Source organism: Shouchella sp. JSM 1781072, from assembly GCF_041949915.1.
GTDB lineage: Bacteria > Bacillota > Bacilli > Bacillales > Bacillaceae_D > Shouchella.
The window spans coordinates 789,437-802,419 of record NZ_JBHFQE010000002.1 but is presented as its reverse complement, the minus strand read 5'-3'; the positions used below and the strand labels follow the sequence as shown (position 1 = coordinate 802,419).

Sequence of the window (12,983 nt, the reverse complement as noted above, 5' to 3'; positions counted from 1 at the left end):
AAGGACGGTATACATGCAAAAGAAATTGATAGCGATAATTGTGTTGTTGGTTGGAACGGTGATATTTTTCATCTTTCAAAACAGCAGCTTAAAAAACGAGAATCTAACACTGATGGAGCAAAACGAACAGCTGAAAAAAGAAGATGTTAATGAAGCTGATACAAACGAACAGGCGAAGGAAGTAGCTAATGATTTTATCAATGGCTATTTTAACTATAAAGACAAACCAGTGAAGCAAGAAGTAGAAAGCTATGCTACAAACGAAGCCTTGGAACAGTTACAGTTTGACGATGTAGAGGGATTAGATGAAGTTTACGGTGACACCGCTATAGAAAAGATTCAATCCAGCGTGGAAAGCCTAAGTCTCTATGAAGGGCAATCATTAGATGATCGTGTGGAGTTTGTTGCGATATTTGATAATCGAATTGAAGTGAATGATGTATCAAGTGTAACAATGTCCAGTATGACATTAGAAATTATAGTAGAAGAGGATCAATGGAAAGTGGCTGACTTCACTTTTACACAGCAATAGGAAGTTGGTTGGGAAAATCTATGAACCTCTTAGAATTTGAATGGATAGATGTTAGGATGAACCAAAATTAAAAGGAGATGAGGAAATTGAAAAAGAGCTTAATAACTGTTTTTGCTATATTGGGTTTGTTGTTAGCAGCTTGTGGTGGGAGTGAATATGACGCTGAAATTGAAGAGGTAATTGATTTATATAAGAACGACGACACTGCTATGATGTGGATGGATGAAGAACAAATCACTCGTGACAATGCGGATATCAGTGTGTATGAAGGAGGGCGTTATATTAAGATTGGCTTCTTTGATTTAGAGGATGAGGATAAGACCGTTCGTTATGAGTTTTATGAGAGAAACGGAGATGATTATGAGTGGTTGCCTAGAATGAATCAAACAGATGACCGGTTGGGTTTAGTGAATAGAGAGATCGATTATAGGGAACAAAAGAGCATAGAAATATAACAATTACTTTATATTTAGGGTAGCGGACATAATTATCTGTTAAAAATATTCATGATTAATAATAGAGCGTTAATTTAAACTGGATTTCAGTTATGATATATTATATAGATAAACTACGAAGAATTTATCATAATTTATGGAAAGTTGGTTTAAGATGAGTCTTCAGACTGAAGAAGATGTAAAAATTAAAAAGGTCTTGCCATATCTTAAGACATTAGGTTTTAACGAAGATTTAATGGACTTTGAAAAATCTATAGTCGTTCAACAAGGAAGAAAAATTAAACATATATATGCAGATATCATTGTGTACTTAGAAAAATCTAAAAAAACTCCTGTGATACTAGTAGAAACAAAGGCTCCAAACGAAGTTATTGGACGTTCAGTAAAAGAACAAGCAATTTCATATGCAAGGTTACTTGATAAAATAGCTCCATATGTACTAATTTCTAATGGAAGTGAATTTAGTTTCTATCACTCTATTTCTAAAGAGATGTTATCTGATATACCTTATAAGAAGAATATTAAAAATGATCTTGTAACAACAACAATAGGTGCTAGCTTAGTCGAATCACTACAAAAAGAAGCAAAACATGAATTATTTATTATAGACGATGTTTTTACTTTTAAGAAAGTATTAAAAAGTTGCCACAACATTATACGAAATAATGAAGGGTACGATCCTGTTCAGGCATTTGATGAACTAACTAAAATTCTCTTCTGTAAAATGTTTGAAGAAATGACTAATAGCCAAAACAATAGATTTACTCTAGCAATATACGACGAAACAATGAAAAGTCTGAAGATGAATGTGGTTGAAAGTATTTTTAAAGAAACTGTTAGTAACCCTAGGTATAGCGGATTATTTAATAGTGATGAACAAATAAAATTACAAAATCGAACAATTCGAAGTATAGTCGAAGAGTTTGAGGGTTATGATCTATCTTTAACAGCATTTGATGTAAAGGGAGAGGCTTTTGAGTATTTTCTGAGTGACACATTTACAGGTGGTTTAGGAGAATTTTTTACTCCTAGGAACGTAGTTGAATTTATTGTTGACGCTATAAATCCTAGAATAGGTGAAAAAGTAGTAGATCCTTTCTGCGGTACAGGTGGATTTTTAATTTATGCTTTTGAAGTTATTAGTGAAAAAATTAGACTTCAAGATTTTTCAGATGACCAAAGAGAAACTTGGCAAACTCAGTTATCGGAAGAAAGTTTGTACGGTACGGATTGGAAAGAAAGAACTGTTCAAGCTTGTAAAATGAACATGATTGTACATGGAGATGGGCATAGTGGAATATTTTTGCATCATGGTTTAAAAAATGTAGAAAATGAAATTCATGAAGATAAATTTAATATTTGTTTAACTAACCCACCATTCGGTTCTTTTGAAACTGATAAAAATGTACTTGGGTTATATGATTTAGGAAAGGGCAGAGAATCACAAACTAGAGAAATTTTAGCATTAGAAAGATCAATACGTTTAGTTAAGCCGGGTGGGAAAATTGGTATTGTAATGATACATGGTATCTTGGGAAACCACCGTGCTGCCGCTATTAGAGAATATATTATGAAACGTTGTGAGATTGAGGGTATAGTAACTTTAAATGAAGATACATTTAAAGGATATAACGCTGGTGTACGTACATCTATTCTTTTTCTAAAGAAAAAAGAAGTTGAAGATACTGGTAAACAGAAACCTATGTTCATGGCTATTTGTAAAAATACTGGGTACTCACCTACAGGTCAGGAAATACCAGGAAATGAACTACCTGAAATTCTACTCAAATTCAAGGACTTCCAAAAAAATAACAGCACGTTACCTTCCAATGAAAGAACTGGCTTTGTATTAAACGAAATAGAATTAGGTGAGCGGTTAGATCCTCCTTTTTATTGGGAAGAAGAAGCAATTACTGACAAAGGAAAAAAAGAAGTTTCACTAAAAGAATCATCAATTAGATTAGAGGATATAGTTGATAAGATTAATAAAACTAAGATTGATTTAAAAGTGGCTCTTGAGAGAAATTTATCTGACGTAGAAAGTCTTTCATATAGAACTATTAAACTAAGTGAGCTTTTAACAGAAATTAAAAGACCTGTCAAATTAGAAGATGATAAAAGTTATAATCAATTAGGAGTAAAATGGTACGCAAAAGGTGCTTTTTTAAGAGAAACTAAATTAGGTAAAGAGATAAAAGCAAATAGGTTATTCCAAGTAAAAAAAGGTGATTTAATATACAATCGTCTTTTTGGCTTTAAAGGGACATTCGCTCGTATCAGTGAAGAGCATGATAATTGTTTTGTATCTGGGGAATTTCCGATTTTTAACATAGGTGAAGTTGAACTAGATAAAGAGTTATTAGCAAAATACCTTTTATATTATTTTTCTAACCCTAGTTTCTGGAATAAGGTAGAGCGTATATCAACCGGGTCAACCACTACAAGTAGATTAAGATTAAACCAAAAAATGTTTTTAGGAATGAAAGTATCGATTCCGAAGAACACTAATGAGTTAAGAAAGATCGTTTCTAGACTTGATTCTTATAATGAAGCTACTCAGAAACTACAGAAATACACCTCTGAGGTTCAAAATGTTATCAGCGAATCATATGAAGATATCTTAAATATTAATTTAGATTAAAATCAATGTTCTAGATTATTCTTGTTTACTATTAAATTAAAAGAGCGTCTAAAAAGAGGCTCTTTTAATTTATGATAAAAATTCAGTTTAAAAAATTTATCGAATAATGTGTAGCTTATTTTTAGTACTTCTACAAACTGGTTAAAATAGATTATAGACACCTTTATCTATATTAAAAATTATTGTTCAAAATACCGATGTACGGTCATAATTAGATTCTGACTCTGACTTTCCGACTGATTCTTGAATATAATGTATATCCAAATCTTTAATAGGTTCAACGTTAAAAAGACAAACATTCATTCCTTGGTTAATTTTTACACTTTCGTATATTACACCATGGTATCCATGATAGGCTAAACATTGTGCTAAGAAATTTGTGAAAATATACTCTGGATTAAAACTTAAGTCATCTTGCTTTTGCATATTAGCGAAAATATCTATATCTGTTACTGTAGTATTAAAAACTAATAGATCCTTATTTATATGGAACTCTGCTATATCCACTAATTCATTTATTCCCAGGTTTATTTCTTGTTTTACCACTTCTATATTATTAGCTAAGTATAAATTTGATACTCCTGGAGGATTATATCTACCTTGTGATGGAAGACCAACTTCAGGATTCCATAATTCTTCTTTAATAAACGGAACTCTTCTCTCATGAAATTTTCTTTTTCGACCGCGATAAAAGGTAGAATTTTTTTTAATTATGTCAACTCCTATTATTTCCCTAGATTGAATTTTATCACTTATTAAGATCCCAATTGGATGATAAAGTGCCATCATTGGATTCATTTTTAGGAATTCAATAAATTCAACAGCAGCATCTAAATCTATACCAAATGTATCAATAATAAAATTAATTTCTTCGCCTATCCAATCATCAAGCTCTCCTTCTTCCAAGTAAGGATCATCTTGATAAACGTCATTTCCACAACTACATTTAAGACTACCTATTCTACTTATAAAAATTTGAGGTACTGAGTGGGAACTTAATAAGTCATAAACAGTATTTAAATTAAAAGGGTCATCATATTGTTGCGTATAAGGTATTTTTTCTAAATCACAAGAAGAACAATTCTTGATTAAGGCAGATAATAAACATTTAACTTCATGTAATAGTTCATTTAAAAACTCATTCTCCTCAATTAAGATATATTCGTATTCAAAAATTTCTTTCTCAGAATATGCACAAAACACGCCTTCTTTATTTACACTTTGCTCATCATCTATATATTCCTGTAATGTGGTTATACCACTTAAGTTAGTTTCATCTATATCTAAATCACTGATCATATTATTAAGTTCATATTTACTAAGGAAACCGCTTAAGCTTATAATTTCCATTAATACTATTCCTCCTAATTAAGACTATTAAGTTTAATAATAAAACACTTCACCATAAATAAACATATGAAGATATGTATGTTGCAATTAATCTAACCTTTGAGATTTAGTTTAGAACTGAATTTTCACCACTTCTATTTGATTGAAAATTTAAAGATTATGGTGAAGCACATGATTTATTTGTAGTCATTATTTTTATGGTACCTTGGAGTTTGGTTTTGTTCATATGAATGAATCAAGATGATACGGAATTATAAAAATATTCTCTTATAAGATTTACGATAGATAACAAAAGCTTTAATTAAATTTAGAGCTGCTACTACCGTGCTGTACTAACTAATCTGCAAACCAAATTGCTAACAAACCAATCACAATTAGATGGAATATACGAGATCGAACAGGGGGAAGAGGCACCAACAATCTATTATTAATGGGCTTTACGGAAAAGTGAAGCCCGCTCAAAACCCCTGATACAGAAATGGTAAGGTATCTGGTGGTGGTGCTCAGGGATCTGGTATTTTTTAACACGTACGTAAGTGCTGTCACATTAGGCTTTTTTAAGAATGAGAGATTCTTTTTCTTTAATCAAAATGAAAATGCAAACCTTTATTACGTTAAATCGGTGCAATATGATGTTAACTATACAGAAACTGTAGCTTTACTGGCAAAAGCAAACATATAGAATGCTATAGAATAATCAAGTAGAACACCTCAGTTCAGTTTAGAATGCTTCCGAAGTAATTAACTTCGTAATTTGCTACCGATACACTTTTGATTTTCTTTTCTAAACTTCTAACTATTCATTCCTCACTTTTAATTACTTCGATTTGACATACACTATAATCGGTTCATATAATATAATAATCAAATGATCATAATATTGTAAGACTGAGGTGATTCTGTTGTTAACTGAGAAAAAAGATACATGCGAAGTTTTTTGTTTTGATGAAACGAAGGTAAACCGTATATCCGCTCGCCTTGAAAAGCAAAAATTTACGAATGTGGCAGATATGTTTAAAGCTTTATCTGATGAAACACGATTAAAGGTTGCGTATACATTAACCCAAGAAAATGAGTTATGCGTCTGTGATATCGCGAATATTATTGGCGTTACAAAAGCTACTGCCTCTCACCATTTAAGACATTTGCGTAATCTACGTCTAGCGAAAAGTAGAAAAGAAGGAAAATTGGTTTTCTATTCATTGGATGATCCGCATGTAACAACGCTAATCACTATGGCAATGACTCACAGTCAGGAGTAAGGTATGGAAAAAAATGAGCAAGAAAATATTTACCGTGTGGAGGGCTTTTCGTGTGCTGGTTGTGCAGGAACGTTTGAAAAAAATGTAAAGCGTATTCCGGGTGTCACCAATGCTGAGGTTAATTTCCTAGCATCTAAAATTACTATAAAAGGAACTGCATCAATAAATGAACTTGAAAAAGCAGGAGCGTTTGAGAATTTAAAAGTAAGATCACTAGAAGATGACGCTGAAGAAGGTAATGACCAGCCATCTTTTACTTTTATAAAAAAATATCAAAATGTCCTCATTGCTATGGTCTTTTTCATTGTCGGTTTAATAAATCAATGGCAATTTGGAGAAGAACATGTTTATTCGTTTGGAGCATACCTACTATCAATTGTTATTGGTGGTTATTCACTGTTTAAAACAGGATTTAACAATCTGTTACGTGCGCAGTTCGATATGAAGACACTTATGACAGTTGCTGTGATTGGTGCAGCAATTATTGGTGAGTGGTCAGAGGGTGCAATTGTTGTCATTTTATTTGCTATAAGTGAACAGCTTGAACGTTTCTCGATGGACAAAGCGCGACAAAGTATAAAAGCATTAATGAATATTGCACCACGCAAAGCCCGTATTCGTCGTAATGGAGAAGAATTCACTCTGTCAGTAAAAGATGTTGTGATCGGTGATTGCTTAATTGTGAAGCCAGGTGAAAAGCTTGCAATGGATGGAAAGGTAACGACTGGACATTCATCAATTAATCAAAGTGCTATTACTGGGGAATCAATTCCTGTCGAGAAGAACGCCGGAGACATTGTATATGCGGGAACACTAAATACAGAGGGTTACCTAGAAATAGAGGTAACTAAATTAGTAAAAGATACAACACTACAAAAAATTATTCATTTAGTAGAAGAATCACAGGCAGAAAAAGCTCCCTCTCAAAGCTTTATTGATCGATTTGCAAGATATTATACTCCAGTAATTATGGTAATTGCTCTATTAGTAGCCATTATTCCTCCATTACTGTTTGGTGCAGGTTGGGAAGCTTGGATTTATCAAGGGTTAGCTGTTCTCGTCGTTGGGTGTCCATGTGCTTTAGTTATTTCAACCCCTGTTGCGATCGTAACTGCTATTGGTAATGCCGCAAAACAAGGTGTTCTTATTAAAGGCGGCGTATATCTAGAAGAAATGGGAAGATTAAATGCTGTTGCTTTTGATAAAACAGGCACGCTAACTAAAGGAGAGCCTGTTGTCACCGAATTTATTAATTACTCTAACTTTACCGACGATCAAATGTTAACCATTGTCGCAGCCATTGAAGCTTATTCCCAGCATCCTCTTGCTGGCGCAATTCTTCGGAATGCTCAAAGCAAAAGTCTTAATTATAAGCAATTGGAGATTTCTGATTTCGCTTCAATGATGGGGAAAGGAATTAGAGCAACAATTAAACATTCTACCTACTGGATAGGGAATAGGCAACTCTTTGAGGATGATTTGAATATTTTGCTCTCAGAGGATGTAAGAGGGATTTTAAACGATCTGCAAAACAACGGAAACACCATTATGCTTGTAGGGAATGAAGAAAACGTTCTTTCTTTGGTAGCCGTTGCAGATGAAGTAAGGGAACAAAGCGCGGGTGTTCTTAGAGCCTTAAAGGCAATCGGTATTAAGCACACGGTGATGCTTACTGGTGACGATCAGCGAACAGGTGACGCAATTGGTGAAAAACTTGGCATAGATCAAGTGAAAGCAGAATTATTGCCTGACGAAAAGTTGGCTGCAATTAAAGAGGTGAATGCTCAATACGGTAGCGTAGCAATGGTTGGTGACGGAGTTAACGACGCACCAGCTCTCGCATCATCAAGTGTAGGAATTGCTATGGGTAGTGCTGGAACGGATACTGCGTTAGAAACAGCGGATGTCGCTTTAATGGGAGATGATTTAGAGAAGCTACCATATACCATTTCATTAAGTCGAAGAGCTCTAAACATCATTAAACAAAATATTGCGTTATCCCTAGGCTTAAAAGCAATTGCTTTGCTATTAGTCATCCCTGGGTGGTTGACTTTATGGATTGCGATTCTTTCAGACATGGGAGCTACTTTGTTAGTTACACTCAATAGTCTCCGTCTTTTAAAGAATAAAAAGTAGTTTCGTATGCAGATGTTATACGTTTTTACGATGGAATGGCTACAGATTTAACAGAAATGAAAGAGGATATGATAAAAACAGTTCAATGATAAGAGTAGTTTATGAATAGTGCGAAATATTACTTGTTGTTCTTACGTTAAAGTAGCAACGATCGTCGTCATTTGGGTTGTTATCTTCAATTCATCTAATGTTGTTAAAGAAGTTGCTAGAGTGTTTGATGAAACAGTTTTCCTCAATTAAATGGAGACTTTATAGATAGCGGTATTGTTAAGATCGTTCATATTCACACGCCTTTTTATGGTGAGGAGTATTTATTATCTGCTCGAGCGAGCGAATCAGTATGGCATCGAAATGAAGAGCCGTTTTGGGAATTCCATCAAGAGATTTATCAACATCAACCTGATGTGCAGCAACACGACGATCTTTGGGTACCGGAGATAAGTTAATGCATGAAAGATCCTTACCAGAATCAAGTTGCACAGCATTGGAAGTTAAAACAACAAGGGAACCGCTATGGTACGCTTGGTATTTATAAGAGTTTTTAGCATGGCTTGTATGAATTCATATAAGCCTTTTTTTATTGAGTACCTCTAAACATAGTAGGAGTTACGCCCGTATGTTCTTTAAATCGAACTGAGAATTGTGTGCTGTCATTATATCCAACTTCTAATGCGATTTCGATTATTGATAAGCAATTTTGTGACAATAACTGCTTTGCTTCATTTACTCGAAGCTTATGTAGGTAATTTAAAGGAGTTATACCGTTAATTTCTTTAAAGCACCTCTGAATGTAGTGAGGATTTTTGTTTAACGTATCTGAGATATTTTTTAAACTATACTTTTCTTTAAAGTGTGTTTCGATATATAATTTCGTTTGATTTGAAATTTCTTCCTTGTACCCTCTCCATTGCATTAAATTAGGTTTACATCTGGTGCATGGTCTAAACCCTACTTTGAGTGCATCACTTACCTCTTTAAAAATCCGTACATGCTTTGGATTTGGTGTTCTTGAAGTACATGAAGGACGACAAATGGTTTTTGTGGTAGTAAGTGCATAATAAAAAGAACCGTCATAACATTTGTTATTATTTTTAATGGCTTGCCATTCCTCTTGAATCATTTTAGTTCCTTCTTTCTAAATTCAAAGTCAATATCCATAATGCACATATTGAAACAATCATGTACATTAAAGGAAACAGTACGTTATGCATAACTACTCCTAAATTAATTAAGGAGAGTTCTAAATGAAGGTCATTGAAAAAATGCAGTCTTTTATTATTCTAACCGCTGTAGGTTTAGGTTTGCTAGTGGGGCAGATTACAATTATTGAGCAATATGCGCACCTATTTATTTTGCCGTTCTTATTTGTCATGTTGTATGGTTTGTTTTTAACAATACCTTTAGATGGTTTAAAGAATGCATTCAAAAATATAAACTTTCTAAGCACAAATGTTATTCTGAATTTTATCTGGACACCGATATTAGCATGGGGTTTAGGGGCTATCTTTTTAACTGAACACCCTGCATTGTGGTTAGGGTTTATTTTGCTGCTAGTAACACCGTGTACAGATTGGTATCTAATTTTCACATCCATTGCAAAGGGAAATCTTTCACTCTCAACATCTGTACTACCTATAAATTTAATTTTACAAGTTATGTTCCTACCATTATATTTACTCTTATTTGCAGGGGCTATGGAAACTGTTGGCGTATCTAGCATACTTGAGAGTGTTGTGTTAGTCTTATTGACCCCATTTTTCTTAGCAAGCCTGACTCGATATTTATTTAATAAAAAACGTGACGAACTAGAAAAGAAGATTGTTCCTTTTTTTTCTTCGTCACAAATTATTTTTTTGTCTTTTGCTATTGTGGCAATGTTTGCTTCACAAGGTTCTTATCTCATAAATAACCTTGAAGTTATTATGTTGATGTTGTTGCCACTATTAACATTTTATGTGATAAATTTTATTTTTGCTCAATTGATTGGTAGATGGTTTAATTATAGTTACGAAGATACTGTTAGTTTGAACATGACAATTATCGCCAGAAATTCACCGGTTGCGTTAGCCATCGTGTTAACCGCTTTCCCGGAACAACCACTAATAGCTTTGGCATTAATTATCGGACCACTAATAGAATTACCTGTTTTAGCTGTTTTGTCTCAAATCTTATTAAAGTTAAAAAAAGTCTAATTTAGCTAGGTATCTTGGTACGCTCGAACGTAAGAGGACGGATCTCTCTACAGTGGTAATGTGCTACCTTACTTGCAAACCAAATTGCTAACAAACCAATCACAAAGAGATGGAATTAATGAAATCTAACTGGGGAGAGAGTTACCAATAATCCTCTACTCATGGGCTTCATGGAAAAGTGAAGCCCATGTAAAACCCCTGATACAGAAATGGTAAGGTGGGGGTCAGCGGTTCAAGTCCGCTTGGAAGCTTTCGTATAAGTACTGGTACATAGGGTTTCTCCGATGATGGAGAGGCTTATTTTTTTGCGTAAAAAGAGGTTTGCAAACCTTTAGTATATTAAAGAAGAAAAATAGTCTTATCTTTACCGATTCCTTTGGTTATAATTAAATTGTTGTATACAAAATTTTATTATGTAGTATAAAAACATTATAATTAAAACTATAAATGCTAACAAACTTATTGTCATCAAGTATGCCCCGATAGCAGTATTCAGGACATTATATAAGATGTGTGTCACAACCGTAAAAATAATAGCTGAAATCAAAAAAGTTTTCTTATTCATCCTAAAATCTCCTTCATCTTAAATTTCTTCATAAGATTGAATCAATTGTTAACAATAGTAATTTCTTGTTTAAGGTTATTTTTAATTATCATATCATTGTTCTTTGCTTGATAAAAGTTGATGCTATATATCTTATATCAGCTTGGAATCAATTCTAAGAATTATAAAATAGGGCGCTTAAATGTTAAACGCCCATTAAGATATTTTTTATTTTGAAAACAAGTTCTTACTAAACATCGCAATCGCTTCCCTTTGAATAGATGGCAACAAATGATTGTAAGTATCTAATGTTGTCGTTATACTCGAATGTCCTAATCTTTCCGCTACTACCTTTACTGGAATACCTTGCAACAGCATCAACGTAGCATGTGTATGTCGTAAATCGTGAAAGCGAATCGACGGCACATTAGCATCTTCTTTAAGTTGATACCATTTTCGATTTAGGTTGCGGGGAGTTACATGTGTACCTAAGTTAGTGCAAACAACTAAATCATTATCCTTATATGCTCTTCCAGCTCGTTCTTTCTCATTTTCTACTCGTTCTTTTCGTTTCTCTAATTCAGTAATGGTCACTTCATCTAAATCGATAGTACGATTAAAGCTAGCCTTTGTTTTTCCATTTGAAGCACCATATGGTGTATGAGTAACAACCGTGCGTAATAAACTATTTTTGAAGTCCACATCTTTCCAACGAAGTCCAAGCACCTCACTACGGCGCATGCCTGTCATGGCTGCCAAATGAAAAGCAATATAAAGAGAATCATGTTTACTAGCATTGAGAAACTGTAAAAGCTGTTTTTCATCCCATACATGAATCTCTTTGCGTTCAATTCGTGCAGTTTTTAAACCAGCTGCTACGTTCTTCCCAACAATCCCATCTTCTACAGCCTCTGACAAAGCTGAACTAATAACGGTATGAACTTTTTTAATAGTAGCAGGGGCTAATCCAAGATCATTTTCTAAATAAGAAAAGAATGTTTTTAGGTGGAGTCTATTAAGCTTTTCTAGCTTGTAATTTCCAAGCTTAGGTATGATATGGATACGTAGATGGGTTTTATACACTTGGAAGGTAGAAGCCTTCAATCTACTTCGTTTGTTTAAAATCCACTTTTCTAAATAAGCAGCAAAAGACTCTTTGGAAGGTTCAATAAAATTTCCGGTGTTAATCTCATTGAGGATACGGGGCAAGTCTTTTTTTTATGCCCTTATTAAAATAAGTGCAGGACTCTGCATTTTTTTGTTGCAAAGGTCTGCACTTTTATATTGCAATAAACACCGTATAGCTCTGTCTGGTCCCGAACTCTTGAATCAATTGGTGTCCCGATTCCTCCACCTACGTATAATGCCCGAGGCTAGCACAACAAATAGAATGATAAAAATTAAATCAGTTTCAACGGGGAACCTCAGATTATCACTATCTAATCCTAAGCTGGTACCTATTAAGAATACTGTTAAAAACACAACCAGGTAAATGACCAATGTTCTAATTTTCAAATGTAAACACCTCTTAAATGATTAGTCCCTTTTGAGGAGCCAATAAAAATTGATGCGGAAAATGCCCAAATTGTCGTTCCAATTATTGCATGTAGCGTACGGGACACGATTGATTGTTTTAATGCGGCAAACGCCATGTCTTCTTCATGTATCCTCCTTGTTGAAAGAAGAATTGAAATTAAAATGGTCGTTCTTTCGCTATCAGCTGTTGGGTTGATCATTGCTTTACTAACGTTAAGGAGAAGATAATGTATCGGAGGTATAAGTCAGAGCATTTATTAGAAAATATTGTTTTAGGTCATAGTCTCATAGTCTGTTTTGTCCCTTCTTTGATCTAGAGACTCTTATCGTTTCAC

Annotated in this window: 10 protein-coding genes; 6 read left to right on the top strand and 4 right to left on the bottom strand. The window is 33.8% G+C overall.

What is annotated here, in order from left to right:
• Positions 1-13: 13 nt before the first annotated feature.
• From ACE1TH_RS13705 to ACE1TH_RS13695, 3 genes are all read left to right on the top strand, one after another.
• Complete coding sequence (locus tag ACE1TH_RS13705) at positions 14-532, top strand: hypothetical protein (RefSeq protein WP_375079259.1); 519 nt, start codon at positions 14-16, stop codon at positions 530-532.
• Positions 533-618: 86 nt separating this feature from the next.
• Entirely contained in the window at positions 619-987 is a 369-nt protein-coding gene (locus tag ACE1TH_RS13700; RefSeq protein WP_375079258.1) for a cystatin-like fold lipoprotein, read from the top strand.
• A 136-nt stretch (positions 988-1,123) separates the two neighbouring features.
• Positions 1,124-3,628 (top strand): N-6 DNA methylase, encoded by a 2,505-nt coding sequence (locus ACE1TH_RS13695; protein WP_375079257.1) that lies wholly within the window; start codon positions 1,124-1,126, stop codon positions 3,626-3,628.
• Between the two features lie 186 nt (positions 3,629-3,814).
• Here the strand turns inward: ACE1TH_RS13695 and ACE1TH_RS13690 are convergent, their stop codons facing one another.
• The gene (locus ACE1TH_RS13690) at positions 3,815-4,978 is read right to left on the bottom strand and encodes an RES family NAD+ phosphorylase (RefSeq protein WP_375079256.1); all 1,164 of its coding nucleotides are present in this window, start codon (positions 4,976-4,978) and stop codon (positions 3,815-3,817) included.
• A 902-nt stretch (positions 4,979-5,880) separates the two neighbouring features.
• Between ACE1TH_RS13690 and ACE1TH_RS13685 the strand changes: the two genes are divergently transcribed.
• Together ACE1TH_RS13685 and ACE1TH_RS13680 are read left to right on the top strand one after the other, a co-directional pair.
• Positions 5,881-6,240, top strand: a complete 360-nt coding sequence (locus ACE1TH_RS13685; RefSeq protein ID WP_055736578.1) for an ArsR/SmtB family transcription factor — start codon at positions 5,881-5,883, stop codon at positions 6,238-6,240.
• A 3-nt stretch (positions 6,241-6,243) separates the two neighbouring features.
• Complete coding sequence (locus ACE1TH_RS13680) at positions 6,244-8,376, top strand: heavy metal translocating P-type ATPase (RefSeq protein WP_375079255.1); 2,133 nt, start codon at positions 6,244-6,246, stop codon at positions 8,374-8,376.
• 577 nt (positions 8,377-8,953) lie between these two features.
• Here ACE1TH_RS13680 and ACE1TH_RS13675 read toward each other — a convergent pair.
• Complete coding sequence (locus ACE1TH_RS13675; protein ID WP_375079254.1) at positions 8,954-9,496, bottom strand: Ada metal-binding domain-containing protein; 543 nt, start codon at positions 9,494-9,496, stop codon at positions 8,954-8,956.
• Positions 9,497-9,620: 124 nt separating this feature from the next.
• Between ACE1TH_RS13675 and ACE1TH_RS13670 the strand changes: the two genes are divergently transcribed.
• On the top strand, positions 9,621-10,568 hold the full coding sequence (locus tag ACE1TH_RS13670; protein ID WP_375079253.1) for an arsenic resistance protein: 948 nt from the start codon (positions 9,621-9,623) through the stop codon (positions 10,566-10,568).
• A gap of 772 nt (positions 10,569-11,340) precedes the next feature.
• Here the strand turns inward: ACE1TH_RS13670 and ACE1TH_RS13665 are convergent.
• Together ACE1TH_RS13665 and ACE1TH_RS13660 are read right to left on the bottom strand one after the other, a co-directional pair.
• Positions 11,341-12,321 (bottom strand): tyrosine-type recombinase/integrase, encoded by a 981-nt coding sequence (locus ACE1TH_RS13665; RefSeq protein WP_375079252.1) that lies wholly within the window; start codon positions 12,319-12,321, stop codon positions 11,341-11,343.
• 302 nt (positions 12,322-12,623) lie between these two features.
• Positions 12,624-12,848 carry a hypothetical protein gene (locus ACE1TH_RS13660; RefSeq protein WP_375079251.1) on the bottom strand — a complete coding sequence of 75 codons (225 nt, stop codon included), beginning with the start codon at positions 12,846-12,848 and terminating at the stop codon, positions 12,624-12,626.
• Positions 12,849-12,983 lie beyond the last annotated feature (135 nt).

Coding starts and splice junctions, on each gene's coding strand:
- ACE1TH_RS13660 (WP_375079251.1), bottom strand. CDS start 12,848: ATGATCAACCCAACAGCTGATAGCGAAAGAACGACCATTTTAATTTCA.
- ACE1TH_RS13675 (WP_375079254.1), bottom strand. CDS start 9,496: ATGATTCAAGAGGAATGGCAAGCCATTAAAAATAATAACAAATGTTAT.
- ACE1TH_RS13680 (WP_375079255.1), top strand. CDS start 6,244: ATGGAAAAAAATGAGCAAGAAAATATTTACCGTGTGGAGGGCTTTTCG.
- ACE1TH_RS13670 (WP_375079253.1), top strand. CDS start 9,621: ATGAAGGTCATTGAAAAAATGCAGTCTTTTATTATTCTAACCGCTGTA.
- ACE1TH_RS13690 (WP_375079256.1), bottom strand. CDS start 4,978: ATGGAAATTATAAGCTTAAGCGGTTTCCTTAGTAAATATGAACTTAAT.
- ACE1TH_RS13705 (WP_375079259.1), top strand. CDS start 14: ATGCAAAAGAAATTGATAGCGATAATTGTGTTGTTGGTTGGAACGGTG.
- ACE1TH_RS13695 (WP_375079257.1), top strand. CDS start 1,124: ATGGAAAGTTGGTTTAAGATGAGTCTTCAGACTGAAGAAGATGTAAAA.